The 22,087-nt window shown below is 68.9% G+C and carries 21 protein-coding genes; 9 read left to right on the forward strand and 12 right to left on the reverse strand.

All coding sequences use genetic code 11. The features are described from left to right. Window positions 1-87 precede the first annotated feature (87 nt). On the forward strand, window positions 88-2,298 hold the full coding sequence (locus C8261_RS10285; RefSeq protein ID WP_107493618.1) for an IgaA/UmoB family intracellular growth attenuator: 2,211 nt from the start codon (window positions 88-90) through the stop codon (window positions 2,296-2,298). Between the two features lie 143 nt (window positions 2,299-2,441). On the opposite strand, the gene C8261_RS10290 is transcribed toward C8261_RS10285, so the two are convergent. Genes C8261_RS10290 through C8261_RS10305 form a run of 4 tightly spaced genes read right to left on the reverse strand, consistent with a single transcriptional unit; the run spans window position 2,442 to window position 6,440 of the window. Next, window positions 2,442-3,848, reverse strand: coding sequence for an MBL fold metallo-hydrolase RNA specificity domain-containing protein (locus tag C8261_RS10290; protein WP_107493619.1), 1,407 nt, complete (start codon window positions 3,846-3,848; stop codon window positions 2,442-2,444). Between the two features lie 20 nt (window positions 3,849-3,868). After that, entirely contained in the window at window positions 3,869-4,324 is a 456-nt protein-coding gene (locus tag C8261_RS10295) for a DUF411 domain-containing protein (protein WP_107493620.1), read from the reverse strand. 11 nt (window positions 4,325-4,335) lie between these two features. Beyond that, on the reverse strand, window positions 4,336-5,757 hold the full coding sequence (locus C8261_RS10300; protein WP_107493621.1) for a heavy metal sensor histidine kinase: 1,422 nt from the start codon (window positions 5,755-5,757) through the stop codon (window positions 4,336-4,338). Between the two features lie 2 nt (window positions 5,758-5,759). Then, a complete protein-coding gene (locus C8261_RS10305) occupies window positions 5,760-6,440 on the reverse strand; it encodes a heavy metal response regulator transcription factor (protein WP_107493622.1) in 681 nt (226 codons plus the stop codon). 630 nt (window positions 6,441-7,070) lie between these two features. Between C8261_RS10305 and C8261_RS10310 the strand changes: the two genes are divergently transcribed. Further along, a complete protein-coding gene (locus C8261_RS10310; protein WP_107493623.1) occupies window positions 7,071-9,566 on the forward strand; it encodes a heavy metal translocating P-type ATPase in 2,496 nt (831 codons plus the stop codon). Then, a complete protein-coding gene (gene cueR / locus C8261_RS10315; RefSeq protein WP_456238935.1) occupies window positions 9,563-10,003 on the forward strand; it encodes a Cu(I)-responsive transcriptional regulator in 441 nt (146 codons plus the stop codon). Before C8261_RS10310 ends, cueR begins: the two co-directional genes overlap by 4 nt. Here cueR and C8261_RS10320 read toward each other — a convergent pair whose 3' ends face one another. From C8261_RS10320 to C8261_RS10340, 5 genes are all read right to left on the reverse strand, one after another. Further along, window positions 10,004-10,303: a type II toxin-antitoxin system RelE/ParE family toxin gene (locus C8261_RS10320; RefSeq protein ID WP_107493624.1), complete on the reverse strand. Its 300-nt coding sequence runs from the start codon at window positions 10,301-10,303 to the stop codon at window positions 10,004-10,006. Beyond that, window positions 10,303-10,584: a CopG family ribbon-helix-helix protein gene (locus C8261_RS10325; RefSeq protein ID WP_107493625.1), complete on the reverse strand. Its 282-nt coding sequence runs from the start codon at window positions 10,582-10,584 to the stop codon at window positions 10,303-10,305. The genes C8261_RS10320 and C8261_RS10325 overlap by 1 nt, the downstream gene beginning before the upstream one ends. Before the next feature lie 143 nt (window positions 10,585-10,727). Next, on the reverse strand, window positions 10,728-11,000 hold the full coding sequence (locus C8261_RS10330) for a CopG family ribbon-helix-helix protein (protein ID WP_107493677.1): 273 nt from the start codon (window positions 10,998-11,000) through the stop codon (window positions 10,728-10,730). 382 nt (window positions 11,001-11,382) lie between these two features. Continuing rightward, the gene (locus tag C8261_RS10335; RefSeq protein WP_107493626.1) at window positions 11,383-11,880 is read right to left on the reverse strand and encodes a GNAT family N-acetyltransferase; all 498 of its coding nucleotides are present in this window, start codon (window positions 11,878-11,880) and stop codon (window positions 11,383-11,385) included. Continuing rightward, window positions 11,880-12,167: a type II toxin-antitoxin system TacA family antitoxin gene (locus C8261_RS10340; RefSeq protein WP_107493627.1), complete on the reverse strand. Its 288-nt coding sequence runs from the start codon at window positions 12,165-12,167 to the stop codon at window positions 11,880-11,882. Before C8261_RS10340 ends, C8261_RS10335 begins: the two co-directional genes overlap by 1 nt. A gap of 254 nt (window positions 12,168-12,421) precedes the next feature. Between C8261_RS10340 and C8261_RS10345 the strand changes: the two genes are divergently transcribed. From C8261_RS10345 to C8261_RS10370, 6 genes are all read left to right on the forward strand, one after another. Beyond that, window positions 12,422-12,700 carry a type II toxin-antitoxin system RelB/DinJ family antitoxin gene (locus C8261_RS10345; protein ID WP_107493628.1) on the forward strand — a complete coding sequence of 93 codons (279 nt, stop codon included), beginning with the start codon at window positions 12,422-12,424 and terminating at the stop codon, window positions 12,698-12,700. Continuing rightward, window positions 12,672-12,992: a type II toxin-antitoxin system YafQ family toxin gene (locus C8261_RS10350; protein ID WP_107493629.1), complete on the forward strand. Its 321-nt coding sequence runs from the start codon at window positions 12,672-12,674 to the stop codon at window positions 12,990-12,992. The genes C8261_RS10345 and C8261_RS10350 overlap by 29 nt, the downstream gene beginning before the upstream one ends. Window positions 12,993-13,417: 425 nt before the next feature. Beyond that, window positions 13,418-13,765: a copper-binding protein gene (locus tag C8261_RS10355; protein ID WP_107493630.1), complete on the forward strand. Its 348-nt coding sequence runs from the start codon at window positions 13,418-13,420 to the stop codon at window positions 13,763-13,765. Between the two features lie 146 nt (window positions 13,766-13,911). Next, complete coding sequence (locus tag C8261_RS10360; protein ID WP_235864892.1) at window positions 13,912-15,141, forward strand: TolC family protein; 1,230 nt, start codon at window positions 13,912-13,914, stop codon at window positions 15,139-15,141. A gap of 95 nt (window positions 15,142-15,236) precedes the next feature. Continuing rightward, window positions 15,237-16,709, forward strand: coding sequence for an efflux RND transporter periplasmic adaptor subunit (locus C8261_RS10365; RefSeq protein WP_408003214.1), 1,473 nt, complete (start codon window positions 15,237-15,239; stop codon window positions 16,707-16,709). Window positions 16,710-16,870: 161 nt separating this feature from the next. After that, window positions 16,871-20,035 carry an efflux RND transporter permease subunit gene (locus C8261_RS10370; protein WP_107493632.1) on the forward strand — a complete coding sequence of 1,055 codons (3,165 nt, stop codon included), beginning with the start codon at window positions 16,871-16,873 and terminating at the stop codon, window positions 20,033-20,035. Window positions 20,036-20,051: 16 nt separating this feature from the next. Here the strand turns inward: C8261_RS10370 and C8261_RS10375 are convergent, their stop codons facing one another. The 3 genes from C8261_RS10375 to C8261_RS17180 all read right to left on the reverse strand — a co-directional run bounded on the left by C8261_RS10375 (window position 20,052) and on the right by C8261_RS17180 (window position 22,077). Then, complete coding sequence (locus C8261_RS10375) at window positions 20,052-20,441, reverse strand: hypothetical protein (RefSeq protein ID WP_219905185.1); 390 nt, start codon at window positions 20,439-20,441, stop codon at window positions 20,052-20,054. Continuing rightward, on the reverse strand, window positions 20,438-20,755 hold the full coding sequence (locus C8261_RS10380) for a DNA polymerase III subunit beta (RefSeq protein WP_107493633.1): 318 nt from the start codon (window positions 20,753-20,755) through the stop codon (window positions 20,438-20,440). The genes C8261_RS10375 and C8261_RS10380 overlap by 4 nt, the downstream gene beginning before the upstream one ends. Before the next feature lie 389 nt (window positions 20,756-21,144). Next, on the reverse strand, window positions 21,145-22,077 hold the full coding sequence (locus tag C8261_RS17180; protein WP_146161674.1) for a LysR family transcriptional regulator: 933 nt from the start codon (window positions 22,075-22,077) through the stop codon (window positions 21,145-21,147). Between the last annotated feature and the right edge of the window lie 10 nt (window positions 22,078-22,087).

Here is a 22,087-nt window from a genome sequence, read left to right on the forward strand (position 1 = left end):
CAGCGCCACCGCTGCTGGACGGAGTTCGGCCTATCACTACCCGTACGGCATCACCCGCCGGACCCAGACCATACCGACGCCCATCACATGCAGACGCTGCAAACCATCATCTACCTGCTGATCCTGCTGGTCACCATTGTCAGCCTGCTCACATATCTGCTGCGACGCGCCAGGGATCGCCGCGCCTACTACCGCTTCATGAAAACGGCGGCGCCCGTGCGCACCCTGAGCGCCGCCGAGAAGACGCTCATCCAGCCCTTTCTGGTCAGCCCCAAGAAGCCGGGGGAGGTTCTGCAACTGAATGGCGAGGAGGTCTACGAGCTTCGTGGAGAATGGCGGGGGCACGGGCTGTCGACCAACAGCCAGACGGCTTCCATGCACCACCTGATCGGTGGGCTGGATGTTCTGCTGCCCTTCGATGCGGCGAGCTATCTGGTCGAGGGAGAGAACCTCGCGGAGGTCGTGCTGACCCGGCACGACTACGCCATCGTCCTGCGCCTGAACGGACAGTTCGACATCGACACCGCCCACAGGATGAGTGTGGCCCGGCAGGATGCGTTGCACCAATGGGAGTCGGGCGGCGCCGCGGCCACTGCCGGCACGGCAAACACCGCCGGGCAGGGGCTGGATGGCGCGCCCGGGCACCGGCTCGACATCGGCGATGCCGTCCTGCTCGGCCAGCGCGACGAGACGCCGGCCGAGCTCTCTGCACGCCTGCGCCCGGGGGTGGCCTTCATGCCGACTGCGCTGGGCTTCCTGCCGGGGTTGCTGTTCCTGATTGGCGCGGGCCACAGTGACTCGCCTACGGCATGGATGGTGGCCGCAGCAGCGTTCATGGCGCTGGGTGGATGGATGCTGCGCCCCCCGGACAGTCTTCCGCCACGGAGGAAGGTCAATTGCCTCGAAGGCAGAGTCGAGCAGATCGAGGTCGCCAGCCCGACCGGCACCGGCACCACCATCAAGCGCTGGTTCCTCGGTGGCAGGATCAGCATCCAGCTGCCCTACCACTGGCTGACCACGATGGAGACGCCGCCGTCACGGCCGCTGAGGGTTGACGTCTACCCCGACGACCTGGCCGTGGTCCGGCTGGGGGAACGCTTCTCCATCGACGACGAAGCCCGGCGTTTTCCGCCGATTCACTGGGGGCGCCATCTGACCCTGGTGCTGTTCGGCCTGTCGGCACTCCTGCTGGGGTGGAGCATGAACGACGATTTCGAGTCCGACCTTGCTCAACTGCGCCACGGACTGAGCGGAGGACCGGCATCATTCACCTCGGCGGAAGCGCTGCTCGCTGACCCGCCCAAGCGCGGGCAAGGCATCTACGTCCTCGCCGACAGGGCACAGTGCGACGTTTCCGGAAGACGGCCGGGCACCGTGCCATGGGTGGATTGCAGCCGCCTGCGCTGGGGCGGCGACGCCCTGGAGGTCGAGGAAGTCATTCCGGACCCACTGCTTGCAGACATCGACCAGGGCCGCCTGCCGCGGACCACCAGGAACCCGCTCATCGAACAGATCGCCTATCTCCAGGCAATCGAGCAGATGCGCGGCGCCCGGACGCCATATCCCGGCGGGGCGCCGCAGCTCCATGTCATCAGCGACTACAGCGCCTTCATCATCGGCGTCGACGCCATCTGCGCCAAGGTCAGGCACACCAGTTTCCTGGCCTGCCGGCAGTTGATCGAAGCGCTCGAGAGAGAGGACCTGAGCGCCGACACCCCATTGCCTTGGAAGACCCTGGTGGAGCAGGCCAGAAGCGGCGCCATGGCGGGCACCGATGACATGGCCATCTTCTCCGCAGGAGCCATGTTCAGACTGAAGAGCGACCTGCGCACCGTCGCCGCGCCGCTGCTCAGCGATCAGTACGCCCCTGCGGTGCGCAAGATATGGGCACAGAGGCGCGGCGGCGTCGTCATCGTCGAGCGGCGCAGCAGCGACGCCCAGCCCGAGGAGATGCACCGCCTCGTCTTTGAGGAGGATGACCTGCCGACTCCGGAAGAGGGCTGGGTCGCGCGCTGGGGGCAACTGCAGGCCCACGCCGCCAACCCCGGCCACCGCCTGCTTGAACTCAGCGGGACGGTGGCTGCCAGCGCGTTGGATCCGCACGGCGACCTGGTCATCGAGATCGACACGCGCCTCACCCCTGGAGATCTGCAACCCGCCCTCATCCGCCTGATGCCGCTGCTGCTCGGCATGCTCTTCCTGCTCTGGCAGATCCGCCCCCTGTTCGTCAGGTACCGGCAGGCACGCACGCGCAAGCTGGCCTTGCGCAGCTACCTTGCGGCACGCACGAACTACTGAGCGAAGAAAGCTGTTTCTGGAGAGCTTGTCGAAGGGCGTTCGTGTCATCCGGGCTTCGACAGGGCGACCGGATTCAATCTGTGTTTCCCGAGCGGCCGGATTGACTGGCCCATCGGCACGGCGCTGATTCCTGCCGGGGCCGCTCAGGCAATGACGCGCACCTTGCCCTCAAGAGCCTCGGTCAGTGCCTGCGCCAGGGCAAGCCGTGCTGCCGGTTCGCCATGCACCAGGCAGACCTCCGCTGGGCGGTGGCGCATGCGGGTAATGAAGCGCACGAGGTCGCGCTGGTCGGCGTGGGCGGAATAGCCGGCAAGGGTATGGATGGCGGCGCGAATGGGGATGCGCTGGCCATCCAGCTCGACGTAGCCACCGCGCGGGCCATGGCGCTGAATGGCCGCCCCCGGCGTGCCGGCAGCCTGATAGCCGACGAAGAGCACGTCGTGGCGCGGGTCGGGGAGCATGGCCTTGAGGTAGTTCACCACCCGACCGCCGGCACACATGCCGCTGGCGGCGATGACGACTGCCGGTTCGGCGCTGGCGGTCAGGCGGGCGACGTTGGCGAGATGGGCGTCATGCCCCTCGATCGCATGGAGCTGGGAGAACGCCAGCGGTTGACGGCCGGCGCGCACGCGGGCGTGGGCTTCGGCATCCCAGTGGGGCTGCAACTCGCGGTAGAGGGCGGTAAAGCGGCTGGCGAGGGGGGAGTCGAGGTAGATGGGCAGTTGCGCCCAGCGCTGTGCGTGCGGGCCGGCGGCGCGCGCCTGGCGATGCAGGATGTCTTCGAACTCGTAGAGCAGTTCCTGGGTGCGGCCAATGCTGAAGGCCGGGATGATGACGGTGCCGCCGTTGCCGAGTGCGTGTTCGACGACTGCCTGCAGGCGCTGCCGGCGGGTACGGCGGGATTCGTGCACACGGTTGCCGTAGGTGCTTTCCAGCACCACGCGGTCGGCCCGCCAGGGCGAGCCCGGGGCGGGCAGCAGGGGCGTCCACGGCGCGCCGAGGTCGCCCGAGAAGACAATGCGGTGGGCAGCGGCACCGGGCGCAAGGGCATCGCATTCGACGTAAGCCGAGCCGAGGATGTGGCCGGCGCGCTGCAGACGGATGCGACATGTTGCGCCGCCGTGGGTGGGGACCTCCGCCCACTGCTTCCACGGCAGCGGGCGCAGGCGGCTTTCCACCAGTTGCAGGTAGCGCTCGACAAAGCGGGCGTCGCGGCTGACGCCGATCTCGAAGGCGTCGGCCAGCACGGTGGGCAGCATCCGCGCCGAGGCTTCGCTGCAGTAGATCGGCCCCTTGTAGCCGGCAGCAAGCAGCCACGGCAGCCGCCCGACGTGGTCGATATGGACGTGGGTAAGGACCAGCGCACGGATGTCTGCAACCGGGAAGCCGACTGCCAGCGCATCGTCTGCGCGGCGCCCGTCTGCAGAGGTTTCCGCGCCCTGGAACAGACCGCAGTCAACCAGAATGCTGTTGGCCGGGTCAATGCGGAACTGGTGGCACGAGCCGGTAACGCCTTCGTAGCCGCCGTGGTGCATCAGTTCATATGACATGCGGGCATTCTAGCCCGCTGTCAGTGCCTCGCAAACACCGCCGTATTGCCCTGGTGATCGAAACTGATGACGTCGTAGCGCTCTGCGGGATAGGGGCCTTCCATGCCGGGGGAACCGAGGGGCATGCCGGGGGCGGAGAGGCCGGCGACGGGGGGCTTTTCGGCCAGCAGGCGCCTGATGTCGGCGGCGGGGACGTGGCCTTCGACGATGTAGCCGCCGACGGTGGCGGTGTGGCAGGAGCCGAGCGCCTGCGGCACGCCGGCCTGGCGCTTGACTGCGGCCATCTGGCGGGTGGCGATTTCCTTGACGGTGAAACCGTTCTCGCGCAGGTGCTCTGCCCAGGCGCCGCAGCAGCCGCAGTCCGGGTCCTTGTACATGACCACTTCGGGATCGCCGGCAAAGGCGGGCAGCGCGGTAATCAGGGCGAGGGCGGCAGCGCCGAAGGCGCGGCGGAGGATGGCAGGCAGGGTGTTCATGGAGCGATTCCTCATGCGGGGGTGGGGGGCGCAGCGGACCTTGTGGCGTACGCCGGCAGATGCAGGGTGAAGGTGGTTGCGCCGGCGGCCGAATGCACCTCGATGCGGCCGCCGTGGGCAACGACGATGGAGCGGGCGATGGCCAGACCGAGGCCGGTGCCTTCGCCGCCGTCGCGGCTGCGGGCAGGGTCGACGCGGTGGAAGCGTTCGAAGATGCGGCCGAGCTGGTCGGCCGGGATGGCGGTGCCGGGGTTGCGCACGCTGAGCGCGGCCTCGCCGTCTGCGGCGTGGATGTCGATGCCCACAGTGCCGCCCGCGGGCGTGTGGCGCAAGGCGTTGGAGAGCAGGTTGGAGAGGGCGCGGCGCAGCATCAGGCGGTCGCCGCGCACGCAGGCGCTGCCGTGCACCGCGATGCGGACACTGCGCGATTCCGCCAGGGCCTCGTAGAAGTCGGCCAGCGCCGCGGCCTCCTCGGCCAGCTCCACCGCTTCCGCGGGGCGCGGCAGCAGGCCGTTGTCGGCCTGGGCGAGAAACAGCATGTCGCTCACCATGCGTGCCAGGCGGTCGAACTCCTCCAGGTTGGAGACCAGCACCTCGCGGTAGGCCTCCGGCGCGCGGCTGCGCGAGAGCGCCACCTGGGTCTCGGTCATCAGGTTGGAGATCGGCGTACGCAGCTCGTGGGCGAGATCGGCGGAAAACTCCGAGAGGCGCCGGAAGGAGGCCTCCAGGCGGTCCAGCATGCCGTTGAAGGCTTCTGCCAGTTCGCGCACTTCGGCCGGCGCGTCGCGTTCGGCGATGCGCTCGCCGAGGCGTTCGGCGGACAGCCGGCGCGCCGTGGCGGTGACCCGCGCCAGCGGCGCCAGGCCCTGGCGCGCCGCCAGCCAGCCGAGCAGCGCGGCCACCGCGGCGGCCAGCGAAATGCCGATCCACAGCCGGTTGCGCACCGTGGTAAGGAAGTGGGCGTGGTGGGTGATGTCCAGCGCCACCAGCGCGGTGAGCGGCTGCGCTTCGGCCAGCGGGGCGAGCAGCGCGCGTTCGCGGCCGATGTAGTGGCGCCCGTCCAGCGTCCACGTGCGCTCGGCGGCGGCCAGCGGCGCACCGGCAAGGTGGGCAGCGTCAAAGGCCTGCGGGCGCTCGGCGAAGATCACGCTGCCGTGCGCGTCGCGCAGCAGCACGGCAACGTTCTCGTGCCCGGACAGTGCGTCGCGCAGGCGCTGCGGCAGGGCATCGAAGGCGGCCTCGCTGTCGGTGCGCGCCACCAGATTGGTGATCACGGTGAGCTTGGCGGAGAGGTCGTGGTGGTCGAGCTCGTCGAAATGCGCCTCCACCGCGCGCCCCAGCACCACCCCCACCACCAGCAGCAGGCTGGCCGCGAGCAGCGCGAACAGCACCGCCAGCCGCGCGGTGAGCGAGAGCGGGCGGCGCGCGGCCATGCTCAGCCGGCCTCCGGCACGTCGAGCACGTAGCCCATGCCGCGCAGGGTGCGGATCAGCTTGGGTTCGAAGTCGTCGTCGATCTTGGCGCGCAGGCGGCGCACCGCCACTTCCACCACGTTGGTGTCGCTGTCGAAGTTCATGTCCCACACCTGGGAGGCGATCAGCGAGCGCGGCAGCACCTCGCCGGGGCGGCGCATGAAGAGTTCCAGCAGGGCGAACTCCTTGGCGGTGAGGTCGATGCGCCGCCCGCCGCGCAACACCCGGCGGCGCAGCAGGTCGAGCTCCAGGTCGGCCGCGCGCAGCACGTCCGCCTCCTTGTTCTTGCCACGCCGCAGCAGGGTGCGCACGCGGGCGAGCAGTTCGGCAAAGGCGAAGGGTTTCACAAGGTAGTCGTCGGCACCCAGCTCCAGGCCGCGCACGCGGTCTTCCACCGCGTCGCGCGCGGTGAGGAACAGCACCGGCATCTGCCCGCCACCACGGCGCAGCCCCTGCAACACCCCCCAGCCGTCCAGCCCGGGCAGCATCACGTCGAGCACCAGCAGGTCGTAGTCGCCGCTCTGCGCCAGATGCAGGCCATCCGGCCCGCTGCGCGCCAGATCGACCACAAAGCCGGCCTCGGAGAGCCCCTGGCGCAGGTAGTCGCCGGTCTTCGGTTCGTCCTCGACGATCAGGATTTTCATGGTTGGTACGCCTTCATGCCTTGCCCGCATTGTGCCAGCGCCACCGCCGCGCGGCGCCCGGATTACGAAGATGTAATCGGGCGGCAAGCTTTGCGTTTGCCTGGCGCACCTCTGGTGCTGTGCTTCACGCAGCGTGGCACCTGGGCTGGGACGGAGAGGCGAAGCAACGACTCCTGGGGTGGGGGATGGGGGGCTGCGAGGCCCGCCTCAGAAACCCATCCCCATCCTGTCCTTCCCCTTGAAGGGGAAGGGACCTGCTAATTTGCTCTGCGCACAGTGTGGCACCCAAGTTGGTACGGCGAGGCTCCCTCCCCTTCAAGGGGGCGGAGGCGGGGTTTCGCAGAGCATCGCTCTGCGCCGCCAAAGCGGCGGAGCGAAGCAGAGACTCTCGGGCTGGGGTGGGGATGGGTTTCCTACGAGGTTCGCACATGCATCGTTTGATGCCCGCTGGCAACCCATCCCATCCTTCCCTGAGCAGTGCTCCGCGAAACCCCGCCCGCCCTCACCCCCTTGAAGAGGAGGGGACCTGCTGGCAGGCACCTGCGACAAACTCAAAGAACTCGTTGACCTTCCCACCATGTCAAAGTCTACAGTGGTACCCATGAAGATCATCGGACTGGAGCAAGGCTCATGAACACCCTGGCAGAACCGGCCGGCACCGTGCGCATCCTGCAGGTTGGCGGGATGAGTTGCGCGTCCTGCGTGGCGCATGTGGAGAAGGCCTTGCTCAAGGTGGAGGGCGTGCAGGCGGCGAGCGTGAATCTCGCCACCGAGACCGCCACCGTCACCGCGGCGTCCGCCGTCGGCTTTGCCCAACTGGCCGAGGCGGTGGCCAAGGCCGGTTACGAGGTGCGGCGCGATGCGCTGGATTTCGACATCGAAGGCATGAGCTGCGCGGCCTGCGTGGGGCGGGTGGAGAAGGTGCTCAAGCGCGTGCCCGGCGTGGTGGACGCCAGCGTGAACCTCGCCGCGCGCAGCGCGCATGTGGAAACCGCGGGCGGGGTGGCGCCGGCGGCGCTGATCGAGGCGGTGAAGAAGGCCGGCTTCGGCGCCCGCCCGCGTGCCGAGGTGAGCGAATCGCGCCGCGCCGCGGACGCCGCCGCCGAAGAGCGCCAGTTGCAGCGCGCGGTGTGGCTGGCGGTCGTGCTCACCCTGCCGGTGTTCGTGCTGGAGATGGGCTCGCACCTGATCCCGGCGATGCACGACTGGGTGATGGCCACGCTCGGCCATCAGCAGAGCTGGTGGCTGCAGTTCGCGCTCACCAGCGCGGTGCTGTTCGGCCCCGGCCTGCGCTTCTTTCAGAAAGGCGTGCCCGCCCTGCTGCGCGGCGCGCCGGACATGAACGCCCTGGTGGCGCTGGGCACCAGCGCGGCCTGGTGCTATTCGGTGGTCGCCACCTTCGCCCCCGGCCTGCTGCCGGCCGGCACGATCAACGTGTATTACGAGGCCGCCGCAGTCATCGTCACCCTGATCCTGGTCGGCCGCCTGCTCGAAGCGCGCGCGCGCGGCCGCACCAGCGAAGCCATCCAGCACCTGCTGCGCATCCAGCCGCGCACCGCGCGGGTGGTGCGCGAGGGCGGCGTGCAGGAACTGCCGATCGAGGAGGTCGCGGTCGGCGACCTGATCGAACTGCGCCCCGGCGAGAAGGTGGCGGTGGATGGCGAGGTGGTGTCCGGCAGCTCCTTCGTCGATGAATCGATGATCACCGGCGAGCCGTTGCCGGTGGAAAAGCGCACCGGCGCGCAAGTCGTGGGCGGCACGCTCAACACCCGCGGCGCGCTCACTTTCCGCGCCACCAAGGTGGGGGCGGACACCGTGCTGGCGCAGATCATCCGCATGGTGGAGACGGCGCAAGGCGCCAAGCTGCCGATCCAGGCGCTGGTGGACAAGGTCACCATGGTGTTCGTACCGGTGGTGATGGGGGTAGCGCTGCTCACCTTCCTGGTCTGGCTCGCCTTCGGCCCGGCGCCGGCGCTCACCTTCGCGCTGGTCAATGCGGTGGCGGTGCTCATCGTCGCCTGCCCGTGCGCGATGGGGCTGGCCACGCCGACCTCCATCATGGTCGCCACCGGGCGCGCCGCCCAGCTGGGCGTGCTGTTCCGCCAGGGCAGCGCGCTGCAGGTGCTGCGCGACGCCGAAGTGGTGGCGCTGGACAAGACCGGCACGCTCACCGTCGGCCGTCCCACCCTCACCGACCTGGTGCCCGCGCCCGGCTTTGCACGCGACGAGGTGCTGGCCCTGGTGGCCGCGGTGGAGCGGCGCTCCGAACACCCCATCGGCGAAGCCATCGTCGCCGCGGCGCGTGCGGCCGGCCTGACACTGGCCGAAGCGGAAGACTTCGAGGCCAGCGCCGGCCACGGCGTGCGCGCCCGCGTTGCCGGCCGCCGCGTGGACGTCGGCGCCGACCGCCTGATGCGCAGCCTGGGCCACGACCCTGCCCTCACCTCCACCTTCGCCGCCGAAGCCGAACGCCTGGGCGACGAGGGCAAGACCCCGCTCTACGCCGCCATCGACGGCCGCCTGGCCGCCATCATCGCGGTCGCCGACCCGCTCAAGCCCACCTCCGCCCAGGCCGTGCAGGCCCTGCACGCAATGGGCCTGCGGGTGGCGATGATCACCGGCGACAACGCCCGCACCGCCCACGCCATCGCCCGCCAGGCCGGCATCGACGAAGTGGTCGCCGAAGTGCTGCCGGACGGCAAGGTCGCCGCGCTGCAGAAGCTGCGCGCCGGCGGAGGGGGCAAACCGCGCCGCGTCGCCTTCGTCGGCGACGGCATCAACGACGCCCCGGCGCTGGCCGAGGCCGATATCGGCATCGCCATCGGCACCGGCACCGACGTCGCCATCGAAAGCGCCGACGTGGTGCTGATGTCCGGCGACCTCGCCGGCGTGCCGCGCGCCATCGCGCTGTCGCGCGCCACCCTGCGCAACATCCGCCAGAACCTGTTCTGGGCCTTCGCCTACAACAGCGCGCTGATCCCGCTCGCCGCCGGGGTGTTCTACCCCGCCTTCGGCGCCCTGCTGTCGCCGGTCTTCGCCGCCGCGGCAATGTCCATGTCCAGCGTCTTCGTGCTCGGCAACGCCCTGCGCCTGCGCCGCTTCCACGCCCCCGGAGGCGCCGCATGATGAACATCGGCAAGGCCGCCAGCGCCTCCGGCGTATCGGCCAAGATGATCCGCTACTACGAATCCATCGGCCTCATCACCCCCGCCCAGCGCAGCGACGCCGGCTACCGCCACTACAGCGCCGACGACATCCACGTGCTGCGCTTCATCCGCCGCGCCCGCGACCTCGGCTTCAGCGTGCATGACATCGCCGGGCTCCTGACCCTGTGGCGCGACCAGGGCCGCGCCAGCGCCGACGTCAAGCGCATCGCCACCGCCCACATCACCGCCCTGCAACGCAAGATCGACGAACTGCAAGGCATGGTCGCCACCCTGCAGACGCTCGCCGAGCACTGCCACGGCGACCAGCGCCCGGACTGCCCGATCCTGGCGGATCTGGATGCGGCGGATGGGGCCTGCGGCTGCAGCGACGGCATGTCCGTCGGCCCCCGCAGCTAGTCAGTCCGACTTGAACGAGCCCTCTCGCTGGTGCCGTACGGTCAGTATCGTGACCAACTCGCCATCGAAGCGGTAGCGAACCACATAGCCACTGCCACCAAAGTCGATCGGCCAGTCTCGGAAGCGCTCGTCCATCTCCTCGACCACCCGCCCGACCTCGGGATGTGCCCCGAGGATCCTCACACCGACGCGGATCGCCGCCACCGCCCGTTGAGCCGCAGCCGGATCAATGATCGCCAGAAATCGATACAGCCGCTGGACACTTGCAACTGCCGGCGCAGACCAGATCAGGCGCGGCATCAGGGATGAACTCGGGGCGGCTCGACATCGTTACCGGCCTCCAGTTCGGCCAGCCAGGCATCCGCTTCGGCACCGGTCAGGTGCAAACCAGTGCGCTGATAGTGATCCCACGCGTCGAGCGCTTCCTTCCGAAACGCCTCGCGCTGTTCCTCGCGAACCACATACTGCTCGATGGCCTCGCGCATCAGCCAGTGCATCGGTCGCCGATGTTGCTCGGCCAACTTGCGCACGCGCGCCTTGAGCGGTTCATCAAGACGCACCGAAACAGGCTGCGTAGCCATAAGTCGTCTCCTGTAATACAGCGCACTACAGTATGCACCCTGGCCAACGCGCTCGCCAGCGCCATGGACACGGCCGTAAGCGCGGTTCGGCATGTGGAAGCGCCGGCAGCGCTCCAAGCCGTGCGCGGCGCGTTCGGTAACGATTACTCGTGGCACTCTGGCACAGTCACTTCGTCATCGGTGCCCCAGGTGTTGAGCCAGGCGCGGGCCTCCTCAGCGGTGAAATGGCGACCTGTTTCCCTGTAGGACGCCCACGAAGCCAAAGCCTCCTGCTTGAAGCGCTCGCGGGCCTCCTCGCGCTCGACGTACTGCTGGATGGCTTCGAGCATCACCCCGTGCGGCGAGCGTCGACGCTGACTGGCCAGTTGCTGGACGCGATGCTTCAGCGCGTCGTCGATCTTGAGAGACGTTGCCATGATGGACCTCGAATCGAGCGGTAATACTTGGTGATAACGTAGTCGCTTCATTCCCCCACGTCCATCCTGGCCCGGCAGGCTACTAACCCGGCAACCAGATACCGTTCGGCCTGTCGAAGGACCCGCTTCGTGACCAACTCGCCATCGAAGCGGTAGCAAACCACATACTGCTCGATGGCCTCACGCATCAGCCACTGCCAAGGACACGGCCGAAAGCGCCAGCTACCGGCGGAACTGGGATGTCCAAGCCTTCATGATCCCGACGTTCACGATCCCCATCGTTACACCGTGAGGGGATTGGTGATGCCGCCGGTCCAGGGTTCGGCCCAGAGGCTGTCGATGCGGTTCTTGAACTCGCCGGCGATCCGGGGTGTGGTGTGCGTCAGGCGTCGCCGAGGGCGGCGCGCAGGTCGGTGAAGGTGGTCATGAGGGTCATGGAGTCGAGCGGTGAAGACTCAAGCCCGAGTTGCAGGTAGAAGGCGCGGGCGGCATCGCTCAAGGCATGCACGATGAGGCCGCGCACGCCGATGGCGTCTGCCGCATACAGGGCACGGCGGGCAGCATCCTGAAACAGGGCGCGGCCCAGCCCCTGGCCTTGATGGCTGGCAGCCACGGCGAGGCGGGCGAGTACGACAACGGGAATGGGATCGGGCATGTTGCCCCGGAAGCGCCCCGGTGCGGCAGCCGGGGCGACGGCGCTGGCGGCAAGTGCGTAGTAGCCGACCACGGCATTCCCCTCGCAGCAGACGAAGGTGCGCGATGCGCCACTGGCCTGGTTCTGCGGGGCGCGGCGGCGCAGCCATTCGTTGAGCGTGGGTTCGCCGCAGTCGAAAGCGGAGAGATTGTGTTCGGCACCGAGCAGGCAGGGCGCGCTGAGCATCAGGCCTTGGTCCAGGGAGCGGCGGTCTGCATGGTTTTGCGCAGGCGCTCGTTGGGCTGGGCCGGTGCATCGAGCCGGGCGAGAAACTCGGCGTAGGCCTCGGGGCTGACGGAGAGGATGGCGCGATCCAGCAGGGTGTCTTCCGCGGCACGGCGGGCGGCGCTGAGGATGAAGTCGGTGCGCGTTTTGCCGGCGGCTTCGGCAGCGCGGTCGATGAGGTTGCGTTCCTCGGGCGGGATACGCAGGTTGAGCGTGTCGCGGCGCGGGGCTTCGGTGGCGGCTCTCATGATGAGGACTCCTGTGTGGGTGCTGTCAGTCTAGCACCTGCGTAACGCTAATGGCGTTACGCTTTTGGCGCACCGGGATGAGCTGGCGGCTCGCCGAAGCTGCGCCCGCAGCGGGGCTTACTTCGACGCTGGCGCCCGACCGCCTGCGGGCACTGTGGCCATGCAGTCGCAACGACCACAAGCTACCGTTGGCCTGAGCTCCTTGACTGTATCGCATAAGAGATACAAAATGTCCGAAAATGGAGGATCCGGCTATGGCCCATTCCACGATGCTGCACGTCCGGGTGGACAACGAAATCAAGACGCAAGCCAGCGAGGCTCTGGCAGCCATGGGGCTGTCCGTGTCGGATGCGGTACGCATCCTGCTCAAGCGCGTGGTCAATGACCAGGCTTTCCCGTTGGAACTCAAGGTTCCGAACTCCGAAACCCGTGAAGCGATGGAAGAAGCACGCGTGATGACGAAGGCCCGCGCTACGCGCTTTAACTCTGCCGACGCACTGATCGATGAGCTCGAAAAGGCCCGCCAGCAGTAAGCGGGCCACGCCGCCCAGGGCGTGCGACTACACCAAGACCTTCCTCAAGGACTGGGATCGCCTTTCCCGCTCGGGCCGTTACGACCTCAAGCGTCTGAAGGAGGCGATGTTGCTCCTCATCGCCAACGATTCGCCTCTGGGCGCAGAGTGGCTCGATCATCCACTGAAGGGGGCTTGGGCGGATCACCGGGAATGTCACATCGGCGGCGACTTTTTGTTGATCTACAGGATGAATGGCAATGTCATCATCTTCGTGCGTGCGGGCACGCATTCCGAACTGTTCGAGGAATGATAGACGGTAGTTGCGGTGCTCGGTCGCAGTACTTTGTCAGCGCCCCCCATCTAATGCGACGTGAGCGACAAACGCGTTGTCAGTTCAGGCTCACAGGGGTAGAGAGGTTGCCGGTCGTTACAGCTTGGTGGTCGAGCGGCAAGTAACCGTCGCATTGCGGCTGCACCGGAAGCGGCTGTCGAATGACGGCTGAGGTCGACAAGGCGCCATCCATCAGCAGAGATCAATCGTTTCTCTCCCCTCTTTCATCCCCTTGTTGGCAGGCTGGCCTCAATCGCGCCCGAAGCACCTCACGCACCGACACCCCCTCGCACTCACCCAAGCACAGCCCCCACGGATTACAGATCTGTAATCCCCGCGTCAGCTTGTCGTGGGGGGCGGGCGGTCATCATTCCGGCATCCATTCACCGATACCGGAGCCTGCCATGACCAAGCTTGCCCCTGCCCTGCTCGCCTTCGCCCTGCTTACCCCCCTCGCCGTCCAGGCCCAGCATCACGGCCACCACGGCCATGCCGCGCCCGCTGCCACCGCATCGGCCGACAGCGCCAAGGGCGTGGCCGAAGGCACGGTTCGCCGCGTGGATGCGGCGCGCGGTACGGTGAGCATTGCCCACGGACCGATCCCGCACATGAACATGGCGCCGATGACGATGAGCTTCAATGCCGCGGAAGGCGTGGATCTGTCCACCCTCAAGGCGGGCGACAAGATCCGCTTCGAGGCCAGCGACCAGGGCGGCAAGCTGATGCTGCACGGGTTCGAAGCGGCCAACTGAGCGCGGCCATCATGCGTGAGCCGGTGGGGGGCATGGCGTGCGGCGTGAGGTGGGCGGCGTTTGCTGCGCCAGGGACCGGTCCCGGATTGCGCTGCGCTTCATCCGGGCTACGGAAGCTGCGGGGGTTGCGGGGAGCGCTGCTGGGGTTGGCGCTGCTCTGGCTGCCCCCGGCGAGCGCCGGCGAGCCGGGGCTGGGGGCCGATCTGGGCGGGGTGCTGGCGCATGCGCGCATGCACCATCCGGGCTTTGCCGCCGATACCCTGGAAGCTGCCGCGGCGCGCGCCGGGGCCGGGGCGGCGGGGGCCTTGCCCGATCCGCGCTTCACCATCGAGCTGATGGACGTGAACAACGCCATGAGCGGGCGCAACGATTTTTCCGTGCTGCCCGGCCAGGTCGGCGAGACGCGCTACCGGGTGGTGCAGATGCTGCCGTGGCGCGGCAAGCGCGCGCTGGAGGCGCAGGCCGCCGACGCGCTGGCGGCGGCGCGCGAAGCGGCGGTGGACGCGGGCTGGCGGGAGCTGGCCGGCAGCCTCAAGGCGGCGTGGTTGCGCTACTGGTCCGCCAGCCATGAACTGGCGCTGTACCGCGAACAGCTCGGCACCCTGGCGGCGCTGGAAGACGCCGCGCTGGCGCGCTACCGCAGCGGCGCCGGCAGCCAGCAGGCGGTGCTGCGCGCGCAGGGCGAACACACCGAATTGCGCCTGCGCATCGCCAGCGCGGAGCAGGCCCTGGCCGGCGCGCGCGCGGCGCTGAACGGCCTGCTCGACCGCCCGGCCGACGCCGCGCTGGCCGCACCGGGCGCCCTGCCCGCGCTGCCGCGCCCCGATGCTGCCGCGCTGTTCGAGCGCCTGCGCAGCGAGCACCCGGCGCTGGCCAGCCTGGGCATGCAGATCGATGCCGCCCGGCTCAGCGCCGAACGCACCCGGCTGGAGCGCTACCCGGACGTGGGCGTCGGCCTCACCTACAACCGCCCGCGCAACGGCATCACCAGCTACGACCTGATGCTGGAGATGAACATCCCGCTGCAGCGCGCCCCGCGCCACGCCCGCGAACTGGAAGCCGAGCGCATGCGCGAGGCCGCCGCCGCCCGCCGCAGCGCTGAAGAAGCCCGCCTGCGCGGTGCGCTGGGCAGCGCCCTGGCCGCACTGGAGGGCGCACGCACGCGCGAAAGCCTGACCGCCGCCAGCCTGCTGCCGCAGGTCAGCGCCGGCTTCGAGGCCGCACGCGCCGCCTATGCGGCCGGGCGCGCCGATTTCGACACCGTGCTGGAAGCCTGGCGCCGCCTGCAGGACAGCCGCCTGGCGCTGCTCGGCGCGCAGGCCGACGGCCGCATGGCACTTTTTGAACTGCAGAGCCTGGCCGGAGAAGAACTTTGAGCACAGACCATCCAAGCCAGAATCCGGATGCCGGTCAGGCAGCGCCCTTCGACAGGGCGAACGGCAGCGCTAGCCGGACCTCGAGCCCTGCGCGCATATTCCTGATCGTCGCCGCGCTGGCGCTGGCCGGCGCCGCCGGTTACTGGGCCGGCGGCCAGGGTGGCCACGGCAGCCACGAAGCGGGCGCCACCGCGGCCGCCGCGTCGACCACCGCAGGCAGCGGCGAGCGCCGCATCCTCTACTACCGCAACCCGATGGGCCAGCCCGACACCTCGCCGGTGCCGAAGAAGGACAGCATGGGGATGGACTACATCCCGGTCTATGAGGGCGAGGACAACGACGATTCCGGCGCGGTGACGGTAAGCCCGGCGCGCATGCAGGGGCTGGGCGTGCGGGTGGCCAGCGCGGAGCGGCGCGCGCTGCTGCAACCGGTGCGCGCGGTGGGCCAGGTGGCAGTGGACGAGCGCCGCATCCGCGACGTGGCGCCGCGCTTCGAAGGCTGGATCGAGACCCTGCACGTGTCCGCGGTGGGCGACCCGGTGCGCGCCGGCCAGCCGCTGTTTACCGTGTATGCGCCGGAACTGGTGTCCGCCGCGGCCGAGTTGCAGATTGCCGAAACCCTGGCCGGCAGCCTGGGCGCCGAAGCCGACGCGCAGGCGCGCGCCGGTGCCGAGCGCCTGGCCGGCGCCACCCGCGAACGCCTGGCGAACTGGGAGATGCGCGCCGGCAGCGGCGCCCGCCAGCAGTTCAGCGCGCCGATGAAGGGCGTGGTGCTGGAGCGCAACGCGGTGGCCGGGATGCGTTTTGGCGCCGGCGACACCCTGTTCCGCATCGCCGACCTGAGCACGGTGTGGGTGCTGGCCGAGGTATACGAACAGGACATCGCCCGGGTGCGCCCCGGCCAGCCCGCCACGGTGCGCCTGGACGCCTGGCCGGGCGAGGACTTCGCCGCCACGGTGGATTACCTCTACCCCACGCTGGACCCTGCCACCCGCACCACCCGGGTGCGCCTGCAACTGCCCAACCCGGACGGCCGGCTGCGCCCGGGGCAGTTCGCCCAGGTGGCGCTGGCCACCGGCGAGGCCGCGCCGGTGCTGGCGGTGCCGGATTCCGCAGTCATCGACGACGGTGAGCGCCAGCTGGTGCTGCTGGCCGAAGGCGAAGGCCGCTTCCGCCCGCAGGCGGTGCGCACCGGACGGCGCGACCCGGAGTGGATCGAGATTCTCGACGGCCTGGAAGACGGCGCCCGCGTGGTGGTGGCGGCCAACTTCCTGATCGACGCCGAAAGCCGCCTGCGTGCAGCGCTGGCCGGCTTCACCGCCGACGACGCCGCGGTGCAGGTCTACCGCACCCAGGGCGTGTTCGAGGAACTGTACGAGGACGGTGCGGTGTCGCTGACCCACGAACCGATTCCCGCCCTGCAGTGGCCGGCAATGACCATGGACTTCGACCTGGCCTCGCCCGCGCTGGTCGAAGGGCTGGCACCGGGCACGCCGATCGCGTTCGAGTTCGAGGCGCGCGGGCCGGGGGAATTCGTGGTGACCAAGGTCGAGGCGGTGGCGCGATGAGCTTCGCGCCACCTTACGCCTCCCCCTTCAAGGGGGAGGCCGGGAGAGGGATGGGTCTTTCTGTGCGCCAGTGGAAACCCATCCCCACCCCAGCCCGGCAGGGCCGGCTTTGCACAGCCAGCCCGTTCGGGCGGCAAGTCAGTCGGAAGGAATAGGCACCCATGCTCGACAGAATCATCACCTGGTCCGCCCGCAACGTCTTCCTGGTGCTGCTCGCCACCGCCTTTCTGGTGGTGGCGGGGATCTGGGCGATGCTGCGCACGCCGCTGGATGCGCTGCCCGACCTCTCCGACGTGCAGGTCATCGTCTATGCCGACTACCCCGGCCAGGCCCCGCAGGTGGTGGAAGACCAGGTCACCTACCCGCTGTCCTCGGCGCTGCTGGCGGTGCCGCGCGCGAAGGTGGTGCGCGGCATCTCGATGTTCGGCGCCTCTTACGTGTATGTGATCTTCGAGGACGGCACCGACATCTACTGGGCGCGCTCGCGGGTGCTGGAATACCTGTCCAGCGCGGCCGGGCGCATGCCGGCGGGGGTGAGCCCGCAGATCGGCCCGGACGCCACCGGGGTGGGCTGGGTGTACCAGTACGCGCTGGACGGCCCCGACCATTCGCTGGCCGAACTGCGCAGCCTGCAGGACTGGTTCGTGCGCTACCCGCTCACCCAGGCGCCGGGTGTGGCCGAGGTGGCCAGCATCGGCGGCTTCGTGCGCGAGTACCAGGTCACCGTCGACCCCTACCGCCTGGCGAGCTACGGCATTGCGCTGGAGGCGGTGAGCCAGGCCATCCGCAGCTCCAACCGCGACGTCGGCGGGCGCGTGGTGGAGATGGCGGAAACCGAATTCATGGTGCGCGGGCGCGGCTACCTGAGCAGTGCGGCGGACATCGGCGAGATCGTGCTGCGCGCCAGCGGCGGCACGCCGATCCGCGTGCGCGACGTGGCGCGGGTAGAGCTGGTGCCGGCGGAGCGGCGCGGCATTGCGGAGTTCAACGGCACCGGCGAGGTGGCCTCCGGCATCGTCATGGCGCGCTTCGGCGAGAACGCGCTGGAGGTGATCCGCGGGGTGAAGGCGAAGATCGCCGAACTCGCGCCCGGCCTGCCGCAAGGGGTGGAGATCTTCCCGGTATATGACCGCTCGGAGCTGATCGAGCGCGCCATCGCCACCCTGCGCACCACGCTGATCGAGGAAAGCCTGATCGTCGCCGCGGTGTGCATCGTCTTCCTGCTGCATGTGCGCAGCGCGCTGGTGGCCATCGTCACCCTGCCGATCGGCGTGCTGATCGCCTTCCTGGTGATGCGCCCGCTCGACATCGGCTCCAACATCATGAGCCTGGGCGGCATCGCCATCGCCATCGGGGCGATGGTGGATGGCGCCATCGTGATGATCGAGAACGCCCACAAGCACCTCGAACGCCTGGGCGAACGCGCCGCCGACGGCCGCGCGCGCGCCGCGGCGATGATCGAAGCCTGCCGCGAGGTGGGGCCGGCGATCTTCTTTTCGCTGCTGATCATCACCGTCTCCTTCCTGCCGGTGTTCGCGCTGGAAGGCCAGGAGGGGCGGCTGTTCTCGCCGCTGGCCTTCACCAAGACCTTTGCCATGGCGGGCGCGGCGCTGCTCTCCATCACGCTGATCCCGGTGCTGATGATGATCTTCATCCGCGGCAAGATCCTGCCGGAGAACCGGAACCCGGTGAACCGCGTGCTGATCGCGCTCTACCGCCCGGTGATCGCCTGGGTGATGCGCCACAAGGCGGCCACCATCGTGGTCACCGTGCTGCTGAGCCTGGTCAGTCTGTGGCCGGCGGCGCGCATCGGCAGCGAGTTCATGCCCACCCTCAACGAAGGCGCCATCTTCTACATGCCGGCGGCGCTGCCCGGCATGTCGGTGACCAAGGCCGGCGAGCTGCTCGCCACCACCAACCGCATCATCAAGAGCTTCCCGGAAGTGGCATCGGTGTACGGCAAGGCCGGACGCGCCAACACCGCCACCGACCCGGCACCGCTGGAGATGTTCGAGACGGTGATCAACCTGAAGCCGGAAACCGAATGGCGCCCCGGGGTGACGGTGGACAGCCTGATCGCCGAGATGGACGCGGCGCTGCGCTTCCCCGGCCTGGCCAACTCGTGGACCATGCCGATCAAGGCACGCATCGACATGCTCTCCACCGGCATCCGCACCCCGATCGGCGTGAAGGTGTTCGGCCCCGAGCTGGCCACCATCGAGCAGGTGGCACAGGAGGTGGAGCGCGTGGTGAAGGGCGTGCCTGGGGCGAGCAGCGTGTACGCCGAGCGGGTCACCGGCGGCTTCTACCTCGACATCGTGCCGGACGTCGAACGCCTGGCGCGCTACGGCCTCACCGTGGGCATGCTGCAGGACACCGTGGCCACCGCGCTGGGCGGCGAGCCGGTCACCGCCACGGTGGAAGGCCCGGCGCGCTACAACGTCACCGTGCGCTACCCGCGCGCGCTGCGCGAAGACCCGCAGCGCATCGCCCGCGAGGTCTATCTGCCGCTGCCCGATGGCGGCATGGTGCCGCTCGGCCAGGTCGCCAGGGTGGAGATCGTGCGCGGCGCGCCGGTGGTGCGCACCGAGAACGCACTGCCGGTGGCCTACGTGTATGTGGACCTGCACGGCCGCGACATCGGTTCCTTCGTCGCCGAGGCGCGCCAGGCGGTCGCCGCCCAGGTCGCCTTCCCGCCCGGCAGCTACGCCACCTGGAGCGGCCAGTTCGAGTACATGGAACGCGCCAGGGAACGGCTGGCGATCGTGGTGCCGGTGACCCTGGCGGTGATCTTCCTGCTGCTCTACCTCAACTTCCGCCGCCTCACCGAAACCTTCATCGTCATGCTCTCGGTGCCCTTCGCCCTGGTCGGCGGCATCTGGCTGATGTGGTGGCTGGACTACAACATGAGCGTGGCGGTGGCGGTGGGCTTCATCGCGCTGGCCGGGGTGGCGGCCGAAACCGGGGTGGTGATGCTGATTTACCTCGACCACGCCTGGCAGCGCCTGCTCGAACGCAGCCGCCAAGAAGGCCGCGCCCCCGCAGTGGGCGAACTCTACGCCGCGGTGATGGAAGGCGCGGTGGACCGCGTGCGCCCCAAGATGATGACCACCATCACGGTGATCCTGGGGCTGGCGCCGATCATGTGGAGCACAGGCACCGGCTCGGAAGTGATGCGTCGCATCGCCGCGCCGATGGTGGGCGGCATGCTGTCGTCGGCCCTGCTCACCCTGATCGTGATACCGGCGATCTATGCGCTGGTGAAGGAATGGGAGCTGCGCCGCGGGGCGCGGGGCGTGGCGGAGCGGGCTGCGCTCGGCGGCTGACGCCGCCGCGGCCCAATCAGAATGCCTCCAGGGGCTCGAGCGCCAGCCCGGGTTGATCGACGGCAAGCTGCTGTCCAACCCGGGCCAGGCAGGCATGCAGGTCGACGGCAGCCGAAGTCGCCACGTTCAGACTGGCAGCATTGCGCTCCGCACCATCCGGGTAGTCGTGCGTGAAGCGGTTGCGCACTTCGCGCAATACCTGCCAATCCTCCACGCTTCCGAGATAGCCGAGCTGCTCCAGGCGATGCAGCTTGTCCAGCATCGGCCGGGTCGAATACGGCTCCTGCAGGAACTCCAGCAGCGCGGGCTGCACCGCCCGCAGCGCATGCAGCATGTGGTGGACATGGCGGCAGGCCTGCCGCCAGGCGTCCTGCAGTCGCAACATGCCGATGTCGGCCGCGCTCAAGATACCGCCCTCAGCGGAACAGCGGTCTGGCGCGCGACATCGAGGACGGCCGGGCGGTGCTTGCGCCCCGGATAATCGATGAGGAGATCAATCTTCTGATCGCCGATGCAGCGCTTCAGGCGGGCCAGAAAGCTCAGCTCGGCTCGCACGAGCCGCTCGACATCGCGCTCCGAAACGGTGATGTAGAGATCGATGTCTCCACCTCGCTTGTCGTCGTCGGTACGCGAACCGAAGAGCCGGACTTCGGCATCGGCACCGAACACCTCGGAGGCCGTGGTGGCGATCGCCTCAATTTCCCGTTCGCTCAACCGCATTCGCATTCCTCCTTGCGGCGCCAGGTCACAGCCTGTGTTCGTCCCGCTCCGACTATAGCAAACGCACGTTCGACGCGTCCCAGCCGTTAAGGAAGCACCGCCGCGGCGTGGCAGAGCAAGCGCGGGAAACGGGTACTCCGTTCGCCCTGTCGAAGGGCACTTGATGGCAGTGCCTTCGAGCGGGCTTCGACAGGCCGAACGGTGGGGAATAAATCAGTGCTTCCCTAGCAGCCTGTCGGGCTTGAGCGATCGTCGCGAGCCAAGTGGGAAAGCGAGGCCAGATTCGGCCGTTTTCGAGGCGCATAGTGGTTCTATGCAACGAGAAAACGGTCGGATATGGACCGCTTCTCCCACTGGCGTAGCAGATCAGTCTCAAGTCCGACAGGCTGCTAGGCCTGCCGTCCGCTCACCGGGCGGCAGGCAGCATCCACCGGCGGCGGCGCCCCGTCGATTGCCGACGCAGCGCCGAGCAGCGAACGCAAGCCCTGCAGGGCAAGCGACTCCTGGCCGGGATGCCACAGCAGATGGGTGCGGTTGCGCGCCAGGTGGGCGGGTAGCGGATGCACGCGCACCGCCTCGGCTGCGCGCAGGCCGAGCAGCACCGAGCGCGGCACGATGGCCACCCCGGTACCGGCTGCGACGCAGGCGACGATGGCCGGATAGGACGCGAACTCCAGCACAGCGTCGGCCAGCATGCCGCCCTCGCCCAGCCATTCCTCCAGCCGGCGCCGGTAGGAGCAGCCGTTGGCGAAGGCGATCAGGGTGGCGCGCCCGAGGTCGGCCGGACGACGCACCACACCGACGTTGTGCCCGCTGATCAGCACCAGCTCCTCCTCGAACACCGCCTGCGCCGCCAGGCCGGGCGCGTTGAACGGTTCGGAGACGAAAGCCGCCTCGATGTCATGGCGCGACAAACGGCCGATCAGCGCGCCGGTGGTACCGGTAACCAGCTCGATGCGCACCGCCGGGTGCGCCTGGTTGTAGCGCGCCAGCACGCCCGGCAGGCGGCTGCCGGCGGTGCTTTCCAGCGAACCGAGACGGAAGGTGCCGAGCAGGCGACCGGCGCGCAGGGCCGACTCGGTCTCGTCGGCCAGCCGCAGCATGCGCTCCGCGTAGGCGGACAGCAGGCGTCCCTGCTCGGTGGGTACCAGCCCGCGGCCGCGGCGCACGAAGAGAGCGACGCCGAGGCGCGCTTCGAGCTGCTTGACGCGCGTGGTGACATTGGACGGCACGCGATGCAGGACATGCGCCGCGCGCGCCACCCCGCCATGCGCGATCACCGCATGGACGATCTCCAGATCGTCGAGATCAATATTTCTCATATTGAGAACA

Source organism: Pseudothauera lacus (assembly GCF_003034845.1).
GTDB classification, from domain to species: Bacteria; Pseudomonadota; Gammaproteobacteria; order Burkholderiales; family Rhodocyclaceae; genus Pseudothauera; species Pseudothauera lacus.